Raw genomic sequence first — 18,220 nt, forward strand, 5'->3', positions numbered from 1 at the left:
CGAATGCACCCCCCCGGGCATCATCGCAGCGCGATGTATCGATCCGAGCGGTGATTGATCGCAAGGAACAGGTTCAGCACTACGGCACCGATCACCGAATAGAGCACCACCGAGGGGCTGACGACGGCAAAGGCCAGCGCCATGACGCAGAGGTCGAAGACGAGCTGTACGAGGCCGGCGCGGATGCCGAAGCGGTCCTGAATATAGACGGCGAGTATGCCAAGGCCGCCGAGGCTGGCGCGATGGCGGTAAAGCGCCAGCAGGCCGAAGCCGAGCAGCAGGCCACCGAGAACAGCCGCCCAGACCGGTGCGATGCTCTGGATGACCAGGAAGCGGCTTTCGATTTCGACGATAAAGGAGGTGAGGCCGACGGCCACGAAGGTCTTGATGGTGAAATCCGAACCGACTCGACGCAACGACAGGATGTAGAAAGGCAGATTGAGCAGGAAGAAGAGAAGACCGAAGCTCCAGCCGCTCCAATAGTGCAGGACGAAGGCGAGACCGGCCATGCCGCCAGTCAAAAGGCCAACCTGCGCCAAGAAGTAGAGGCCAAGTGCGGCGATGAGACTACCGGCCACGAGGCCCTGCAGATCTTCCGCAGGTGTGTGGCGGGTCGGATTCGAATTCCAGATTCCCAGCATGCTCGTCAACTGCGCCATCTCGCTCTCCAGAACTGACCTCCCAAGTGCAAATGGTACCCGAGACCCCCTGGAAAACAAGGATGATAGGTCAGCAAAGCTGACCTATGAGGCAAATCGCAAGAAAGCTGCTTCTCAGCCTATTCGGCTCGCAAGAAACAGAATGCCGAAGACCGGTTCTCCGCCATCCATGCGAATGGTGGTCCGGGTCAGAATAAGCACATCGAAGCCATTTTCAGCGAGACGCTGCCGAACATGCTGTTCGGTATGGGCATAGCGCAGGCTCGGCGCCAACAGAAACCCGTCTCCCTTGCCGGCATCTTCGACCGAAAATGCGAAAAGCGCACCAGGTTTTGCAAGCCGACCCGCCAGCGTGAAGGCATTGGCGAGATCGCCGAGATACATCAGCACGTCGGCAGCGGAGATGAGGTCGCAACGGCCTTCTGCGAGGCCATCGTCGAAAAGTCCTGAACCAGGCGGATCAAGCGAGAGGTCGGACTTGGCCAGGAGATCGTAAAGGCCCTTTTCCTCAGCCTTGGCCAGCATGTTAACCGAGAGGTCGAAGCCCTCGAGGCGAGTGACCCTGTCGCGGATCTCAGCGCCGAAGAGGCCTGTACCACAGCCGAGATCGGCGACAATCTCGAAGTGCCGGTCGGCATGTTCGGCAATCAGCTGTGCGAGCTCGGCCGGGACCGCGTAGCCCAGCCGTTCCACGAGTGCTGCATCGAAGCGGTCGGCATAGTCATCGAACAAGGCCTCCACATAACGGGAGGGCGGCTGGTCAGGAACTTCTTCCGCCCCCAGAAGCGCAAGTTTCAGCTGTGCGCCGAAAAGATCTTCAGGGTCGAGGTCGAGCAGCCGCCTCAGGGCAAGGATCGCCTTTTCCACCAGGCTCGCCTTTTCGGCATAGTCCGCGAACGTGACAAGGCCGGCCGGCCAGTCAGGCACGAGTTCAAGCGCCTGCTCCATCAATTCCACCGCTGCCTCATGTTCGCCATTCTCGGCAAGCATGCGGGCATAGTCGGCACGACGGTCGGCGATGACGTCGCCGGACGAAAACTGGGTAGGCTGCATCGAAGAGATCCTCGCGCCTTCCAGCATGGAGACGGCGCGCGGTCTTGACCGATCGCCGGAAAAAACTCAAGTGCTAATAGGCGCCTGCTTCGCCGGCTTGCGGGGCGGGCGGACCACGCCCATATCAGCGGACGACAACAGGAGATACGAATGGCGGATGGCATCAATCGATTTCTCGGCGACACGCCGGGCCGCACGCTCGTCAAGCTGATCGTCGTTTCGCTCATCGTCGGCTTCGTAATGTCGATCTTCGGGCTCGATCCGATCGACCTGCTTGACGGTATCCGCCATTTCATCCTCGACATCTGGTACACGGGCTTCGATGCGCTGGGTCGCGTTGGTCAATATCTGCTGATCGGTGCAACGGTCGTCATTCCGGCCTTTATTCTGCTGCGCCTCTTTGCGTCCCGGAACTGAGCCGCCGATGGCCGAGATCACCCTTCCCCGTCGCCGGCTGCTTCTGATCTCGGCCGGTCTCCTGACAGCCACGATCGCCGGCTGCCGCTCGACCGACATTCTCAATCCTGGCGAGGGCCAGTCGCGGGCCGAGACCGCGGCAGCATTGCCCTTGGTCAACCGGCTTCGGCAATCACGTGGTCTTTCGTCGCTCTCGCGCGGCCGATCGGCAGAGGTCGCGGCGGTTGCTCAAGCCAAGCGCATGGCACGCGCCGGTCAGATGTCGCATCTGATCGGCTTCAATGACAGTTTCGGTGCCCGCATGAAGGGCCATGACGTGCCCTTGCCGGCAGCGGAAAACATCGCGGCCGGCCAGGACACGGTCGAACGGGCCGTACAAGCCTGGATCGATTCGAAGCGGCATCTCGACAATATGCTCGGTGGCTTCAACGGACTCGGCGTCGCCGTCGCCTGGGATTCCTCTTCCGGCAACCGCCCCTACTGGGCCATGGTGCTCTCGGCCTGAGTGATTCTCCCGCTCCGGTCCCCACCGGAGCGATTTATGCACAGCCCATCATCTTTCGTTTCAAGGCCGATTACGGTCAGCCACCGCTCCGTGCTTGCGATCGCGGTGCCCATGACGCTGGGCTTCATCACCACGCCGCTGCTCGGCCTCACCGATACCGCTGTCGTGGGGAGAAGTGGCGAAGCTGCCCAGCTTGCGGGGCTTGCGATTGCGGCGGCGCTTTTCGATCTGCTCTTCGCCAGCCTCAATTTTCTGAGAGCCTCGACCACGGCACTTGTCGCCCAGGCGCAGGGACGCGGAGAAGCGCTCGAACTCTTTGCCGTCTTCTGGCGCTCCATCGTCCTGTCGCTCGGCTTTGGCCTGCTGATCCTCATCGCCTCCCCCGCCATCGTCGGCTTCGGACCGCCGCTCATGGGCGCAGATGGCGGCGTTCAGGCGGCGGCTGCGACCTATATCGGCATCCGCATTCTCGCCGCCCCGGTGACGTTGTCCAACTTCACCCTGCTCGGCTTCGTGCTCGGACGCGGACTAGGCTCCGTCGGCCTTGCCCTGCAGATCCTGCTCAATGGCGTCAACATTGCCATGTCAATCCTGCTCGGCCTTACCTACGCCTACGGCATTGCAGGGGTCGCCTGGGCAACGGTGATCGGCGAGTTCGTCGCCATGGTCGCCGGCTTCGCCTTCATCTTCTGGCGCTACGGTCGCGACGCCGTCCCGCAGGCCTCGATGGTCACCGACCGTGTAAAGCTGATGGCACTCTTCCGGCTCAACCGGGACATCCTCATCCGCACCTTCTCGCTGATCACGGCCTTCACTGTCATGACCCGGATCGGGGCCGGCTTTGGCGCGGTAACCCTGGCTGCCAATGCAGTATTGATGAATTTCTTCATGATCGCGAGTTTCTATCTCGACGGCATGGCGACGGCGGCCGAACAGATCACCGGCGAGACAATCGGCGGCCGGCAACGCCCGGCCTTCGAGCGTGCAGTCAAACTGACGGGTCTCTGGTCCTTCGGCCTGGCGCTTGCCAGCCTCGCCTTCTTCCTCGCATTCGGAAGCGCGATCATCGGCTTCATCACCACCGCCGGAGATGTGCGCAGCGTCGCTGAAACCTATCTCGTCTATGCTGCCTTCACGGCACTGACAGGAGCGCTGGCCTTCCACATGGACGGCGTCTTCATCGGCGCGACCTGGTCATCCGACATGCGCAACATGATGCTGCTCGCACTGACAGGCTATCTCGCGAGCGTGGCAGTCCTCGTGCCGCTGTTTTCCAATCACGGCCTCTGGATCGCGCTCAACGTGTTCCTTGGGTTGCGCGGCCTGCTTTTGCTCATGAGGCTGAAACCGAAGACCGATCAGACCTTCACCGACAGCCAGTGATCCAGCCTCGAGTCGCGAAGCTCGCGGATATTGGCGACCCTTTCGCGGTCAAGAAGGGTGGACAGCCCGCGCAGGATCCGGCCGGGCAGTGCAGGCCCTTGATAGACCATGCAGGAATAAAGCTGCACGAGGTCGGCACCGGCGCGGATCTTCTCGAGCGCCGTTTCGGCCGAGGAAACCCCACCCACGCCGATGATCGGCAAGTTGGGGCCGACACGCTTGCGCATGCGGGCGAGTACGGCGGTCGACCTGTCGAAGAGCGGGGCACCGGACAGGCCTCCCGCCTCACCGGCAAGCGTTGTGTCGGTCAGGCCGTCGCGTGACAGCGTGGTATTCGAGACGATCAGGCCGTCGAGATCATGTGCGGCCGCGACCTCGGCGATGTCATCCATGCCTTCTTCGGTAAGGTCGGGCGCGATCTTCAGGAAGACAGGCAAGCGCTTGCCGGCGCGCAAGCCCTCTTCCGATCGGGCGGCGAGCACGGCCGAGAGCAGCGCATCGAGGCTCTCCCTCGCCTGCAAATCGCGCAGGCCGGGCGTGTTGGGCGACGAAATGTTGGCGGTGAAATAGGTGGCAACGGAATAGAATCGGCGAATGCCGGCCACGTAATCCGCGACCCGGTCCGTCGCATCCTTGTTGGCGCCGATATTGACACCGACGATGCCCGGGCGGCTGCGACGAGCAGACAGGCGCGCAAGGGCTGCGGCGTGGCCTTCATTGTTGAAGCCGAGGCGGTTGATCACGGCATTGTCGCGTTCGAGACGAAAGATGCGCGGCTTCGGGTTGCCTGCCTGCGGCTTGGGCGTCAGCGTGCCGACCTCGGCGAAGCCGAAACCGAGGGACAGCAGTGCATCCGGAACCTCAGCATTCTTGTCGTAACCAGCCGCCATGCCGAGCGGGTTGGAGAACCGGATGCCGGCTACGGTCTGGGCGAGTCGCGGATCGGCAGGCGCTTTGCAAGCCGGAACGAGGCCGGTCCTGAGTGCCGCGATCGAGAGACCATGGGCGGTTTCGGCATCGAAGAGAAAGAGGCCGCGACGGCCAAGGGAAAAGAGATCGGACATCAGCGAGGATCCTCTTGCATCGGGGGAAAGACATGAAGCCCATCATCCCCGAGCGGCAGGGGCTTTTCCCAGATCACGGCGTCGAGCGGAAGGTCGGCATAAAGATGCGGGAAGAGATCGCCCCCGCGCGATGCTTCCCATTTCAGCGCCTCGCCGAACATCGTGGCGTCGACAGCGACAAGCAGGAGCCCCGCCTGCCCGGCGAAATGCAAACGCGCGGTCTCGACGGCCTGGGCAGAAGTGGAAAAATGGATGTAGCCATCGAGGAGATCGATGGCAGCGCCCTTGAAAAGGCCGGCCACCCGGGCCTCCTGCCATAATTCTCGCGGCACGATCTTGTATATGGTCTTGTCCAAGGTCCCGTCTCTCGCAGATCATGAGGGTTGTGGCGGGTTTGCCGCAAACGCCGGCAAATGTCCACGCCCGGCGAGACGGACGACAGGAGGAGACACAGATGGCCATCAGGAAAACGATGCTCTCGCTTGCGGTCCTTTCGCTCCCAATCACGGCGGCCGTTGCGCAGGAAGCCAATCCGGATCGCTACAGCCTTGAACGGTCCGAGGGCGGCTTCGTACGGCTCGACCGCCAGACCGGGGCGGTGACGCTCTGCACCGAGGCCGATGGAACGCTCACCTGCCGGATGGCCGCCGACGAGCGGGCGGCCTATGATGCGGATCTCGCGCGGCTCGAAAAACGGGTCGAGGCGCTGGAGAGCCAGATCGCCGGCGCGATGCCCGGAAAAAGTGGCGACATGCCCAGCGATGCCGAGATCGACCGATCGATCGGCATCATGGAACGCTTCATGCGCGCCTTCTTCAACCTCGTGCAGGAGTTCCAGGGAGAAGAACAGCGATCGGAACCAGAGAGAATTCCCGACCGGACCTGACGTTCGTCAAGGGCTATTCTTTCATTCGCTGCACGACCATTGTCTAGTGCCGCGGCAAACGTTAAAAGGACTGAACGCATTCGTGCGCAATATGACATCGCTCTTGGGAGGGGGCTTTGACATGGCTGCATCCACCTTCATCATTGCCGACGACCATCCGCTGTTCCGAGGCGCGCTGCGCCAGGCTGTCAGCGGTATCGACGGCATGCAGACGATCATCGAGGCCGGTGATTTCGAAGCCGCGCGCAAGGCAGCGGCGAGCCATTCCGACGCCGACCTGATGCTGCTCGATCTGGCCATGCCTGGCGCTTCCGGCTTTTCGGGGCTCATGGCATTGCGCGCCGAATTCGCCAGCCTGCCGCTGGTGATCGTGTCGGCGTCAGACGACCCCGTCACCATTCGGCGTGCGCTCGAACTCGGCGCCTCCGGTTTCATCTCGAAATCAGCCGGCATCGACGAAATCCGGGCCGCGATCCAGTCGGTGCTCGAAGGGGATATCGCGACGCCGGCGAGTTATCAGGGCGGCCAGGAAACCGACCCCGATGTCGCCGACCTCATCAATCGCCTTCGTACATTGACGCCACAACAGAGCCGCGTGCTTGGCATGCTCGGCGAGGGCCTGCTCAACAAGCAGATCGCCTATGAACTCGGCGTGTCGGAAGCGACGATCAAGGCGCATGTCTCCGCCATCTTACTCAAGCTCAAGGTCGACAGTCGCACACAGGCCGTCATCCAGCTGGGCAAGATCAACATGGCGATGGTCGCCTGACCATCCGGAGAGTCGGAGAGGATTTTATTCCTTTTCGACTTTACTAAGCCTGGCCCCTCGTCTATGATTTGCGCCATTGCCGGACCGGGGATCCAATGCGTTCCGGCGCTGAAGAGGCGCGAACATGCTTTCGCATGACAGCATATGGGCCGCGATCGATCGGCTGGCGGAGCAGCATTCGCTGACGCCGTCGGGTCTTGCGCGCCGGGCGGGCCTCGACCCTACATCCTTCAACAAATCCAAGCGCGTCGGCGCGGACGGCCGCATGCGCTGGCCCTCGACCGAATCCATCGCCAAGGTGCTGGAAGCGACCGGCGCCAGTCTCGATCAGTTCATGCGCCATGTTTCGCCGGACGGCATGCGCGGCCATGCCCTGCCGCAAGGCGCCTTCCCGCCCCAGGCAAGCTCCATACCCCTGCTCGGCATGGCCCAGGCGGGTGCCGGCGGCTTCTTCGATGATGGCGGCTTCCCCGCAGGCCAGGGATGGGATCTCGTTGAGTTTCCAGCAGCGCCCGGGCGCAATAACGGCGTCTATGCACTGGAAGTCCAGGGCGAGAGCATGAAACCACTCTATCGCGATGGTGACATCCTGATCGTCGAGCCCGGCGCCCAGGTGCGGCGCGGCGACCGCGTCGTCGTCAAGACCCGCGAAGGCGAGGTCATGGCGAAGATCCTCGCGCGCCAGAGCGCCAAGTCGGTCGAGTTGCAGTCGCTCAATCCCGAGCATCCGCCGCGCATGCTCGACATGAGCGACGTCGAGTGGGTGGCGCGCATCATCTGGGCGAGCCAGTAGGAAAACGCACCTATGCAACGCATCGGCACCTTCATTGCAGGCGCGATCGGCCTCCTTCTCTGGGCCTATCTCGTGGTGCAGGCCGGTGAACATTTCCGGGAGGATCCGGTCGATTACAATATCGAGGACCTCGATGTGCCGGATCCGTCCGAGCTCGATCTGCCGGAAGTCGGGGCAGCCGTCGAAGAAGCGATCGAGCCCGCCCCACAGACCGAGGCGCGACGCCGGGTCAGGGCCATCGAGCCCAAAGCCTTCGGCTCGCCGGCCTTCACCGACACCGGCGACCTTGAACGGGTCGCGGCACGCGCGCCTCTGTCCGAGGTGGAGACAAAGACAAAACCCAAGGTGGTCCTTCTCCATCGGCCAGTCAGCGTTTCCGCCGGCATCGTCGCCTTCGGTGCCGACCAGCGCGTGCGGCTTGCCGATATCATCGAGACCCCGACAGAGCGCAGCTGTGTTGCAAGCGACGGCACATCATGGCCCTGCGGCGCCATGGCACGGACCCAGCAACGCGTTTTCCTGCGCAACAGGTCGCTTGCCTGCGAGACGAGCGCCACGGCCTGGCAGGGAGAGATCCGGACACGCTGTTGGGTTGGCGTCCAGGATGTCGCGTCATGGCTTGCGAAATATGGGTGGGCGGAGGCAGAGCCGGGCTCAGCCCTGGTCGCACTGACGGAAGAAGCCCGCCTCGCCAGACGCGGGCTTTTTGGTGACCCCGTGCGCTGAGCACGATGCCGCCCGCCAGACTGTCGCTCGGCCAGCGCCTTCCCTTGAAACGCTCCGCCGCACCTCCTACTCTCTGGCCATCGCAACTGGAAAGCATCCTTCATGAACAAGCCCGTTTCTCCGGAAGAGTCCCTGATTTTCGTCATGGTCATGGCGTCTGCCGTCGACAATGCCATGGCCGAAAAGGAACTTGTCCGTATCGGTCAGCTGATCGACATCCTGCCGGTCTTCGACAATTTCGAGAAGGAAAGGCTGATTGAGGTCTCGCAACGCTGCGCCGGTCTGCTTTCAGGGCCGGAAGGTCTGGACATCGTCCTGGAGACCATACGCGACGCCCTGCCGGCATGGCTTCACGAGACGGCCTATGCACTCGCCGTCGAAATCGTGGCCGTCGATCTCACTGTCCGGGCCGAAGAAGTGCGTCTGCTTCAGCTTCTGCGTGATCGCCTCGGGCTCGACAAGCTCACCTGTGCCGCGATCGAACGCAGCGCGTCCGCCCGTTACCGGCAGATCTGATCTCGCTCAGAAAAGACCGGCCGGGAAATATCGCAGATAAATTTCCTCCAGCCGCCCATCCTTCGAAAGCGCGGCCAGCGCGCTTTCAAGCGCGCCTGCCAGCGCGCCATCCTGACCGCCGACCATGATCGTCATGCCTTCGCCGAGATGACGCTCCGACAGGAAGGGTCCATCGAAGAAACGGCAACAGCCGGCTGCTTGCGGGCTTACCATCCAGAAGGACAGCTGCAGGGCGTCGGCGAAGACGGCCGAAACCTCCTTCTCCTTCAGGGCCTGCATTGCGGCATCGCGATCCTCGAACTGGACCCGCTCAATATTCGGGAAGAAGGCCTCCAGCATCGCGGCATGGGCCGTATCCCTGACCACACCGACCTTGCGCCCGAACAGCCCGCTGGCATCCTGGCGTGGCAAGACTACGTCGCTGCGCAGAAGAAAACGGGCCGGCAAGAGCAAATAAGGGCGGGTGAAATTGAAGCGCTCGCGCAAATCCGGCGTGACCGCCACGCCCGCCATGACCGCCTCCCCCTGCTTGGCTTCGAGCGCCTGAGTGAGCTGCGCATAGGGCAGCGCCTGGATCTGGCAGCGCGTCTGCAGCCCGAGTTCCTCGCATAGCGCCCGGGCGAGATCGATATGGAAGCCCGAAAGCCTGCCGTTCTGGTCGGTGAAGTTAAACGGCGGAAAATCTGTCGTCGTCAGGAAGCGCAGGCGCAGAGCGCCACTGACATCGGGCCGGACCAACCGTTCACGCGCATCGAACAGCACCGGAAATTCCGGCTCCTGACTTCTGGCCGACGGTGCCACAAGCCCCCAGGTCAGCAGAAGGGCCACCAACAGCCTCCACAACCCCATTAAATCTAGGGATGTAACTTTTGCGCGCATCTCTATCATCATCGTCTGGGGTCAAAGCGGGGCGTCGTTCAGTCAGATGACGTGTAGCAGCTTGGTGTGGACGAGGGAATACGGCCCGCGGATCGTTGCCGCGCGCCAGGGGCGAACACCGGTGCATGACAGGCGGAGTGCCACAAGCGCGCCCGGCATGATCGATTGCGCGCAGCTGAAAGCGGAAGCACGGCGGCTCCATACACTCGGCATTTCCAAGCCGCTGATCGCCAAGATGGCGCAGCAAGCGGCAATCAACGGAACCAGCGTCGAGGCGGAACTTCTCGCGAGCGGCGCGGTCAACGAGGACGCATATTTCGCCGGTCTGGCGCGCATGTACGATCTGCCCTTTCTTTCCGAGATTGATCCGGCGCTCGTCGTGGACCACGTCCATGGCGACACACAGCTCGCCGAACCACGCATGCTGCGACTGCATCACACGGACAGGCCTCCGATCATGGCCGTGGCGGCGAACATCCTGCACATGGACGGTCTGGCGAAACGCTTCGGTCGTTGTGGAAATGGGGCCGGAAGCCTGGTGGTGACGACGCCGTCCGCAATCCGTCGAGCCATCTGGAAAGCAGGCGAGAACCGTCGCGTCAGCCATGCGGTGCGTGGTCTGTTCGATCATCAGCAACCTCTTTCGGCGCGGCTCGTGGTCACGGGTGATCAGGGCTTTTTCGCCGGCGCCAGCCTTTGCCTGCTCAGTCTGCTCCTGATCTATGCGCCGATGGTCGCGGTGGTGCTCGCCCACATGATGCTGTCCTTCTTCCACACAGCGGCCCTCTTCCTGAGGATGGCTGCGGTCTCCCACGGCCGGCATCATCCGCGACCGGACGTTTCCTTTGAAAGTACCGCGGGCACGCTTCCGATCTATACGGTCATGGTCGCGCTCTATCGCGAGACGGCCGTCGTGCCGCAACTGATCGCGGCCCTCGATGCACTCGACTGGCCACGCAGCCTGCTCGATGTGAAACTGGTCTGCGAGGCGGATGACCTTGAAACGCTGGACGCCATAAGGCGGGCGCAGCCCGGACCGCATATCGAAGTGGTCGAGGTGCCGGCCATGGCGCCGCGCACCAAGCCGAAAGCGCTGACCTATGCGCTATCAGGCGCGCGCGGCGAGTTCCTGACCATCTACGATGCCGAAGATCGACCGCATCCGCAGCAACTGCAGGAGGCCTATCATGCCTTCCGTCTCGGCCCTTCCGAGCTCGCCTGTCTGCAGTCACCACTGGTGATCGACAATGCCGGCGACCGATGGATCAGCGCGATCTTCGCGCTCGAATATTCCGCCCTGTTCCGCCGTCTCCTGCCGGCACTCGGCTTCTATCGCCTGCCCTTGCCACTCGGCGGCACGTCGAACCATTTCAAGACCGCGCTGCTCAAGGCGAGCGGAGGCTGGGACCCCTATAATGTAACCGAGGACGCGGATCTCGGCATGCGGCTCTGTCGCATGGGCTATCGCTCCTCGACGCTCACACTTCCGACCTATGAGGATGCGCCGACCGATTTTGCCATCTGGCTCGCACAGCGCACCCGCTGGTACAAGGGCTGGCTGCAAACATGGCTGGTGCTGATGCGCCATCCCCTGCGTACCGCGCGCGACATGGGCCCGTTTTCCTTCTTTGTCTTCCAGCTGCTTGTCGGCGGCATGCTGGTCGCAGCGCTCAGCCATCCCGGTCTGCTGATCTTCATCACGCTCTCTGTCCTGTCGCTGATGCAGATCCCGGCGCCGCAACCGAATGTCTTCACCACGATGATGCTTGCCATGGACATTTTCAACATCCTGGGCAGCTATGCCGTCTTCTTCGCGCTTGGGGCCACACCGATGACGGACCGGGAGAAAAAGGGCATGGGGTGGAAATGGGCGATGATCCCCGTCTACTGGATGGCCGTGTCGCTGGCAGCCTGGAAGGCCGTGGTCGAGCTCAGGCTCAAGCCCTTTCACTGGAACAAGACACCGCACCAGCCGAGACGCAGCACATCCCTGGCGCTCGGAATTGTTCAGACAAATCCGGCAGTCCCCGCCGTCACGTCCTCGTCCGAGAGGTTGTGATCCCCGGCGACCCGCGTCAGCGTGACCCGGGCGCCGCGGTCTCGCAATTGCTTGGCCAGGATCTCACTCTCGCCGGCTGCGGGATCGTCCGATCCGATGACCATCTGAATGCGCGTGCCCGAGAGATCGGCTTTCGGCGGATCGCTCAGAACCGGCATGGGCCGCAGAAGCACCGCCTCGCGAACGATACCCGGATGCAACATGATCGTGGCCGCGAGAAAATTCGCGCCGTTGGAATAGCCGGCGAAACGCAGGCGCGTTTCGTCAATGCCATAGGCCTGTTTGGCATCCTCGATGAATGCGGCGAAGGCTTCGGCCTCCGCAACGATGTCCTTCTGGTCGAAATCGCGCGGACCGAAGCGGCGAAAGAAGCGGGCCACACCTTCCTCCGTCGCGCGGCCCCGGAGGCTGAGAAGGGTCGACGACGGCGCGATCTTGCGCGCGAAGGGCAGAAGGCTCGCCTCATTGCCGCCGGTTCCGTGCAGCAGGACGAGCGTCGAGCCATCACCGGCATCCGGCTCGTGGATGCGGTGCACGAAGGACAGGTCGCGGTATATGGTCCGAGGTTCTCCCGGAAGCGCGAATTGCGGCAGCATCGGCACGATGTCTTGCGGGCGCAGGTGAAAGTGTTCGGGGATGAAGAGCCGATCTCCGAGGGTTTCCAGCGGCTCGTCGATGGCAAAGCCCGGACCATCGGAGGCGAGTTCGATCAGACAGCCTGCGGGCTCGCGGACATAGAGGGAATAGAAGTATTTGCGGTCATGCATATTGATCGTGTCGTCACCGCGCGATTTCAGCTCGGTCGCCTGCGCTTCGACGGCAGCGCGATCAGCCATGCGCAGCGCCACATGATCGATGGCGCCGGTGCCGGGGGCTGCGGGCCAGAAGCCACTGGCGTCGCGCACATCGATACCCTGACCGCTTTCAGACGTAAGGCGGGTGATCGTGCCTTCGGTCGCCGACACACGGAAAAAGGCATGGCGGGTGAGAAAGTCGGCGGTCTGCTGAGGCTGCTCCGACAGCAGGGTCGCTGCCCGCAGACGGGTGATTGCATCCCTCCCTTCAATGCCGCGCACCGGCCAGGCCGCGCCCGGCTCAACCGCGCTCGTGCCGACGAGCTTGACGATGATGCCATCAGGGTCGATGAGCCTGAGCACAGGCTCGGCGAATTCGGTTGCGGGGCCGGTCGCTGCAACACCGAACTGCAAGGCACGCGTCAGCCAGAAGCCGATCGCATCCGGCTGAATGGCAAAGGCGATTTCGCTTGCCGCCCCATGGCCGACGCGGCCGGGGGAACCGTCTTCCCAGGCCAGAAATGTCACCAGCGAGCCGGGACCTGCGACGGCATCGCCGTAAAACAGATGGAGCTGGGCGGCATCCTCGAAGCCCCCTGTGCGCTTGACGAGCCTCAGGCCCAGAAAACCGCAATAGAAGTCGACATTGGCCTGGATCTTCCGGGTGATCGCCGTGATGTGGTGCAGGCCGCTGGTCATCGCATTCTCCCTGTTCTACCCTCCCTTACAACAAATCCAGACGAGGAAAAAATCATGGTGACACTGCTCGGCATTTCGGGAAGCCTGCGCAAGGGCTCGCTCAATACAGCGCTGCTGAAGGCCGCGACAGAAATCAAGGCCGAGGGCTATGCGCTGGAGGCTTCAGGCATCCACGGCATCCCTCTCTATGACGGAGACCTCGAAGAAGCAGAGGGCATCCCGGCCGCTGTCACCACTCTCAAGGAGAAGATCATCGCCGCCGATGGCGTGATCCTGTTCACGCCTGAATACAACAACGGCATCCCCGGCGCCTTCAAGAATGCCATCGACTGGCTCTCACGCCCTTCCTCCGACATGGCCAAGGTCTTTGGCAACAAGCCCTTCGCCCTGGTCGGCGCCTCGCCCGGCAATTTCGGCACCCTGCTCAGCCAGAACGCCTGGCTCTCGGTCCTGCACACGCTCGGCTGCCAGGTGTTTGCGGAAAAGCGGTTGATGGTGTCTCGGGCACATACGCTGTTCGACGCAGAGGGCAATCTCACCGACGAGGCCACCGCCAAGCGGCTCGGCGATCTGCTGGCGGCGTTTGCGCGGTTTGCGGGGCACAGGTGAGAAGAGCTGGAGCGGGTGAAGGGAATCGAACCCTCGTATTCAGCTTGGGAAGCTGCTGCTCTACCATTGAGCTACACCCGCAACGGGGATGAGAAATCCAACAGTTCGACCGGAGTGTCAAGCCGGATGGGACGGAAAGGGGCGCGAATGCAGCGCCCTCTTTGTCAGGGCAGGCGGAAGTGCTTGGAGAGTTTCAAGCCCTGTGCCTGGTAGTTCGAGCCAAGGCCCGTACCATAGAGGCCCTCCGGGCGCTCCTGCATATGCTCGTAGACCAGGCGGCCGATCACCTGGCCGTGTTCGAGGATGAACGGCACTTCGTGGCTGCGGACTTCGAGCACCGCGCGGCTGCCCGAGCCGCCGGCCGGCGCGTGGCCGAAGCCGGGGTCGAAGAAGCCGGCATAGTGGACGCGGAATTCGCCGACCAGGGGGTCGTAGGGCGTCATTTCGGCGGCGTAGAGCGGCGGCACATGCACGGCCTCGTTCGAGACGAGGATGTAGAACTCGTCCGGATCGAGGATGAGTTCGTCGCGGCCACGGCTGTAGAGCGGCTCCCAGAAATCCAAGACCTCATGGGCACCCTTCAGGTCGACGTCTATGACCGAGGTGTGGTGCTTGCCGCGATAGCCGATCAGGCCTTGCGGGCCCGAACCTTTCAGGTCGATCGACAGCGCAATGCCGCCGCCCGAGACGTTTGGCATGTCGCTCGCAACCAGCGTCTCGGCCTTGTGCAGGTCAAAGAGTTCGGCCTCGCCCAGTAGGGCATGGCCGACCCGGAAACGGATCTGCGACAGGCGGGAGCCGCGTCGCACGATAATCGGGAAGGTGCGCGGCGAGATTTCGAGAAAGAGCTGGCCCTTGTAGCCGGCAGGGACCTTGTCGAATTCCTGGGCGTAATCGACCATGACGCGGGTGAAGATGTCGAGGCGGCCGGTCGAACTCTTCGGATTGGCCGAAGCCGAGATTTCGGCCGGCAGGTCGAGGCTTTCCATCAGCGGCACGATGTAGACGCAGCCGGTTTCGAGAACCGCACCGTATTCGAGATCGATCTCGTGAAGGGTCAGCCGCTCCAGCTTCTCGGCAACCGTATGCCCCCGGCCCGGCATGAAACTCGCGCGCACGCGGATCGCCTTGCCACCCAGGCGCAGATCGAGGCTTGCGGGCTGGATCTGGTCCTTGTCCAGCATGACCTCGCTCTTCAGCTGGCCGCCACCGAACAAGGCGCCGATCGCACGATCGGACAAAATCCCGGGTTTCAAGGTCATGATCTCAATCCTGTTTGGGACCGACAAAACCAAAGCCCACCAATTGACGCAAGGCCCGCGAAGGCGTAAGGCAGCCTTATCCCGTGGTGATTTGGCCGGTCGGCTTGCAGCCACGTTAAACAAGTGGCTAAATAGACCGGGTTTACGAAACCGGTCCGTTCACGCGACCGGTTTTTTTGTGTTCGAAAGGCACGCGCATGAGCAAGAACTGGCGCCCGGCAACCACCCTCGTCCATGGCGGCACGCTACGCTCTCCCTATGGCGAGACGTCCGAAGCGATCTTCCTCACCCAGGGCTTCGTCTATGACAGCTCGGAAGCGGCGGAGGCCCGCTTCAAGGGCGAGAACGAAGGCTATATCTACGCCCGCTACGGCAGCCCGACCAATGACATGTTCGAAAAGCGCATGTGCATGATGGAAGGCGCCGAAGATGCGCGCGCCATGGCGTCGGGCATGGCCGCCGTCGCCGCCGCGGTACTGTGCCAGGTCAAGGCCGGCGACCATATCGTCGCTGCCCGCGCGCTTTTCGGCTCCTGCCGTTACGTCGTCGAGACGCTGGCGCCCCGTTACGGCGTGGAATGCACACTGGTCGACGGCCGGGACCTCGCCAACTGGGAAGCCGCGATCCGGCCGAATACCAAGGTCATGTTCCTGGAAAGCCCGACCAACCCGACGCTCGAAGTGATCGACGTCGCGGGCGTCGCCAAGCTCGCCGACCAGATCGGTGCCAAGCTGATCGTCGACAACGTCTTTGCCACCCCGCTCTTCCAGAAGCCTCTGGAGCTCGGCGCGCATGTCGTCGTCTATTCCGCGACGAAGCATATCGACGGCCAGGGCCGCTGCCTCGGCGGCGTCGTCTTGTCGTCGAAGGAATGGATCGACGAGAATCTGCACGATTACTTCCGCCATACCGGCCCTGCCATGTCGCCATTCAATGCCTGGACGCTTCTGAAGGGCGTCGAGACATTGCCGCTGCGCGTCAAGCAGCAAACGGCGAGTGCCGCAGCGATCGCCGATTTCCTCGCGGAACAGGGTGCCGTGGCGAAGGTGATCTATCCCGGACGCAAGGATCATCCGCAGGCCGATATCATCGCCAAGCAGATGACCGGCGGCTCGACGCTGGTATGCTTCGAGTTGAAGGGCGGCAAGGACGCGGCCTTCAAGCTGCAGAATGCGCTCGAGATCATCAAGATCTCCAACAATCTCGGCGACGCCAAGAGCCTGATCACCCATCCGGCCACCACCACCCATAAGAACCTCACCGACGAAGCCCGCGCCGAGCTCGGGATTTCGGGCGGCACTGTCCGTCTGTCCTGCGGGATCGAGGACACGCTGGACCTGATCGAAGACTTCGAAAAGGCGTTCAAGGCCATCTGAGCCGACACCGAAGCGCTTCGGCATACAAAAATTATCAGCCGCGAGTGGCGTCGCGACTGCCCCCTTGCCCTTGACGCGACGGGCTGCGTCGTTATCCCTTCAAGGCAATGTGACGTTCCGCGGCGGATCTTGTTGCCGCCACAAAGAACGCCATGTCTATGGGAATGAAGACACGCTTTCGCAGGGTCCATGCATGTATCGCGCACTGACACGGGACATCGAGGTTCTGGTCGAACCTTACTATCTCGAGGAACAGTCTGACCCGGATGACAGCCGCTACGTCTGGGGCTACCGGATCGTGATCTCCAATCATTCGGCGAAGACTGTGCGCCTGACGCATCGCTACTGGCATATCACCGACCAGAACGGCCAGGTGGACGAAGTGAGCGGCCCCGGCGTCGTCGGTGAACAGCCCTGCCTCGCTCCCGGCGACACCTATGAATACGCCTCCGGCTGCCCGCTCGATACGCCCTCGGGCATGATGTATGGCACCTATCGCATGGAGACCGACGACGGCGAGGCATTCGATGTCGAAATCCCCGCCTTCTCTCTGGACAGTCCGGGCATGGTTCGCACGCTCAATTAGCGCTTTGCGGTTGAGTTGCGCGTGCCCAGTCGCTATCTGGAAGGTCAGATCCGTACTTCCAGCCAGGGGCACCATCCGGCATGAGCATCCAGTATCTCGTCACCCATAGTGGCGGCTTCCATGCCGACGAACTGCTGTCGTCCGTCATCCTGACGCGCCTTTTCCCGGATGCGAAGATCGTGCGCAGCCGGGCGCCCGACTGGATCACGCCCGCGACAGACCGCATCATCTACGATGTCGGCGGCGCCTATGATGCAAACGCCCAAATCTTTGATCACCATCAGCGCGGCGCTCCGCTCCGCGAGGATGGCCAGCCCTTCAGCTCCTTCGGCCTCGTCTGGAAGCACTATGGAAAGGATTATCTCGCCGTTCTCGGCGTTCCGGTCGGCCATGTCGATGCAATCCACGAGAGCTTCGACACCAAGTTCGTTCTCCCGATCGATCTGCTGGACAATGGCGCCCTCAGCCCCGCGACGGCCGGGCCTCTGGCCGACCTCACACTGCCGAGCCTCCTGGAAACCCTGAAACCCGTCTTCGACGACAGGGCGCCAGGCTCGGACGACCGGGGTTTTCAAGCGGCGCTCTCGATCGCCCGCGCCATCGTCGAAGCCGGCATTGCGCAACGGGCCTCCAAGCTCAGGGCCGAGAGCATGGTCCTCGAGGCGATCGCAGCAACGGGAGACCGACATGTACTGGAATTGCAGATGGGCATGCCCTTCCGTCCCGCGATCGTGAAAGCAGGCGCTGACCACCTGCTCTTCGTCGTGCACCCCCGCGACAAGGACTGGTGCATCACTGGCATCCGCAAATCGGAGAACAGTTTCGAGCAACGCGCCGACCTGCCTGCAGCATGGGCGGGATTGAGCAATGGCGACCTTGAAGCCGTGTGCGGCGTCGAAGGCGCCAGCTTTTGCCACAACGCTCGCTTTATCGCAGCAGCGCGTTCGCGCGAGGCTATCCTCGCCATGGCGGACATCGCTGTCACCGAAGCGCTCCGGGCGGACAAGCTCACCACGGAAGCCTGACGAACCGTCGGCGATCAGGCGGCATGAAAATCGATGCCCGCCTCATGTCCAAGCCATGCGACAGGGCCTTCCCGTCGCTTCCAATCTGCAAAAACCGGATCTTGCCGGGCACCAAAAAAGCCGGATCGCTCCGGCTTTTCGTGTCTTCTTCCGTGCCTGC

General features: G+C 62.6%; 20 protein-coding genes, 1 tRNA gene and 1 riboswitch. Of the genes, 13 read left to right on the forward strand and 8 right to left on the reverse strand.

The window, feature by feature from the left end:
* Positions 1–20: 20 nt before the first annotated feature.
* The gene (locus LJE98_RS02935) at positions 21–659 is read right to left on the reverse strand and encodes a YitT family protein (RefSeq protein ID WP_229573294.1); all 639 of its coding nucleotides are present in this window, start codon (positions 657–659) and stop codon (positions 21–23) included.
* A gap of 114 nt (positions 660–773) precedes the next feature.
* Entirely contained in the window at positions 774–1,712 is a 939-nt protein-coding gene (locus LJE98_RS02940; RefSeq protein WP_229573301.1) for a methyltransferase domain-containing protein, read from the reverse strand.
* 150 nt (positions 1,713–1,862) lie between these two features.
* Here LJE98_RS02940 and LJE98_RS02945 point away from each other — a divergent pair, with 150 nt between their 5' ends.
* The 3 genes from LJE98_RS02945 to LJE98_RS02955 are packed head-to-tail and all read left to right on the forward strand — an operon-like array spanning position 1,863 to position 4,017.
* Positions 1,863–2,129, forward strand: coding sequence for a DUF6460 domain-containing protein (locus tag LJE98_RS02945; protein WP_229573303.1), 267 nt, complete (start codon positions 1,863–1,865; stop codon positions 2,127–2,129).
* Between the two features lie 7 nt (positions 2,130–2,136).
* Positions 2,137–2,634, forward strand: a complete 498-nt coding sequence (locus LJE98_RS02950; RefSeq protein WP_229573304.1) for a CAP domain-containing protein — start codon at positions 2,137–2,139, stop codon at positions 2,632–2,634.
* Between the two features lie 36 nt (positions 2,635–2,670).
* Positions 2,671–4,017 carry an MATE family efflux transporter gene (locus tag LJE98_RS02955; protein WP_229573306.1) on the forward strand — a complete coding sequence of 449 codons (1,347 nt, stop codon included), beginning with the start codon at positions 2,671–2,673 and terminating at the stop codon, positions 4,015–4,017.
* On the opposite strand, the gene LJE98_RS02960 is transcribed toward LJE98_RS02955, so the two are convergent.
* Positions 3,993–5,081, reverse strand: coding sequence for a quinone-dependent dihydroorotate dehydrogenase (locus LJE98_RS02960; protein WP_229573307.1), 1,089 nt, complete (start codon positions 5,079–5,081; stop codon positions 3,993–3,995). The genes LJE98_RS02955 and LJE98_RS02960 overlap by 25 nt on opposite strands.
* Positions 5,081–5,437: a DUF952 domain-containing protein gene (locus tag LJE98_RS02965; RefSeq protein ID WP_229573309.1), complete on the reverse strand. Its 357-nt coding sequence runs from the start codon at positions 5,435–5,437 to the stop codon at positions 5,081–5,083. Before LJE98_RS02965 ends, LJE98_RS02960 begins: the two co-directional genes overlap by 1 nt.
* Before the next feature lie 98 nt (positions 5,438–5,535).
* Here LJE98_RS02965 and LJE98_RS02970 point away from each other — a divergent pair, with 98 nt between their 5' ends.
* The 5 genes from LJE98_RS02970 (at position 5,536) to LJE98_RS02990 (ending at position 8,771) form a co-directional block, all read left to right on the forward strand.
* Positions 5,536–5,967: a hypothetical protein gene (locus tag LJE98_RS02970; protein WP_229573310.1), complete on the forward strand. Its 432-nt coding sequence runs from the start codon at positions 5,536–5,538 to the stop codon at positions 5,965–5,967.
* A gap of 121 nt (positions 5,968–6,088) precedes the next feature.
* Positions 6,089–6,736: a response regulator gene (locus tag LJE98_RS02975; protein WP_229573312.1), complete on the forward strand. Its 648-nt coding sequence runs from the start codon at positions 6,089–6,091 to the stop codon at positions 6,734–6,736.
* A gap of 124 nt (positions 6,737–6,860) precedes the next feature.
* A complete protein-coding gene (locus LJE98_RS02980) occupies positions 6,861–7,529 on the forward strand; it encodes a S24 family peptidase (RefSeq protein ID WP_229573314.1) in 669 nt (222 codons plus the stop codon).
* 12 nt (positions 7,530–7,541) lie between these two features.
* Complete coding sequence (locus tag LJE98_RS02985; protein WP_229573316.1) at positions 7,542–8,255, forward strand: thermonuclease family protein; 714 nt, start codon at positions 7,542–7,544, stop codon at positions 8,253–8,255.
* Between the two features lie 102 nt (positions 8,256–8,357).
* Positions 8,358–8,771, forward strand: a complete 414-nt coding sequence (locus LJE98_RS02990) for a tellurite resistance TerB family protein (protein WP_229573317.1) — start codon at positions 8,358–8,360, stop codon at positions 8,769–8,771.
* A gap of 6 nt (positions 8,772–8,777) precedes the next feature.
* Here LJE98_RS02990 and LJE98_RS02995 read toward each other — a convergent pair whose 3' ends face one another.
* On the reverse strand, positions 8,778–9,650 hold the full coding sequence (locus LJE98_RS02995; RefSeq protein WP_229573319.1) for a transporter substrate-binding domain-containing protein: 873 nt from the start codon (positions 9,648–9,650) through the stop codon (positions 8,778–8,780).
* A gap of 64 nt (positions 9,651–9,714) precedes the next feature.
* Here LJE98_RS02995 and LJE98_RS03000 point away from each other — a divergent pair, with 64 nt between their 5' ends.
* Entirely contained in the window at positions 9,715–11,709 is a 1,995-nt protein-coding gene (locus LJE98_RS03000) for a glycosyltransferase family 2 protein (RefSeq protein ID WP_229573891.1), read from the forward strand.
* Here LJE98_RS03000 and LJE98_RS03005 read toward each other — a convergent pair.
* A complete protein-coding gene (locus LJE98_RS03005) occupies positions 11,658–13,202 on the reverse strand; it encodes a VOC family protein (RefSeq protein ID WP_229573320.1) in 1,545 nt (514 codons plus the stop codon). The genes LJE98_RS03000 and LJE98_RS03005 overlap by 52 nt on opposite strands.
* 54 nt (positions 13,203–13,256) lie before the next feature.
* Here LJE98_RS03005 and LJE98_RS03010 point away from each other — a divergent pair, with 54 nt between their 5' ends.
* Positions 13,257–13,811 carry an NADPH-dependent FMN reductase gene (locus LJE98_RS03010; protein WP_229573322.1) on the forward strand — a complete coding sequence of 185 codons (555 nt, stop codon included), beginning with the start codon at positions 13,257–13,259 and terminating at the stop codon, positions 13,809–13,811.
* Between the two features lie 7 nt (positions 13,812–13,818).
* On the opposite strand, the gene LJE98_RS03015 is transcribed toward LJE98_RS03010, so the two are convergent.
* Positions 13,819–13,892, reverse strand: a tRNA-Gly gene (locus LJE98_RS03015).
* A gap of 83 nt (positions 13,893–13,975) precedes the next feature.
* On the reverse strand, positions 13,976–15,073 hold the full coding sequence (locus tag LJE98_RS03020) for a 2'-deoxycytidine 5'-triphosphate deaminase (RefSeq protein WP_229573323.1): 1,098 nt from the start codon (positions 15,071–15,073) through the stop codon (positions 13,976–13,978).
* 73 nt (positions 15,074–15,146) lie between these two features.
* Positions 15,147–15,225: riboswitch (SAM riboswitch) on the forward strand.
* Between the two features lie 45 nt (positions 15,226–15,270).
* On the opposite strand from LJE98_RS03020, the gene LJE98_RS03025 reads away from it, so the two are divergent.
* The 3 genes from LJE98_RS03025 to LJE98_RS03035 all read left to right on the forward strand — a co-directional run bounded on the left by LJE98_RS03025 (position 15,271) and on the right by LJE98_RS03035 (position 18,060).
* Positions 15,271–16,449 carry an O-succinylhomoserine sulfhydrylase gene (locus LJE98_RS03025; RefSeq protein ID WP_229573325.1) on the forward strand — a complete coding sequence of 393 codons (1,179 nt, stop codon included), beginning with the start codon at positions 15,271–15,273 and terminating at the stop codon, positions 16,447–16,449.
* Between the two features lie 193 nt (positions 16,450–16,642).
* Positions 16,643–17,035: a Co2+/Mg2+ efflux protein ApaG gene (gene apaG, locus LJE98_RS03030; RefSeq protein ID WP_229573326.1), complete on the forward strand. Its 393-nt coding sequence runs from the start codon at positions 16,643–16,645 to the stop codon at positions 17,033–17,035.
* An 80-nt stretch (positions 17,036–17,115) separates the two neighbouring features.
* On the forward strand, positions 17,116–18,060 hold the full coding sequence (locus LJE98_RS03035; RefSeq protein ID WP_229573328.1) for an MYG1 family protein: 945 nt from the start codon (positions 17,116–17,118) through the stop codon (positions 18,058–18,060).
* Positions 18,061–18,220: the final 160 nt, after the last annotated feature.

The organism is Rhizobium sp. 'Codium 1', from assembly GCF_020889605.1.
Lineage (GTDB): Bacteria > Pseudomonadota > Alphaproteobacteria > Rhizobiales > Rhizobiaceae > Allorhizobium > Allorhizobium algae.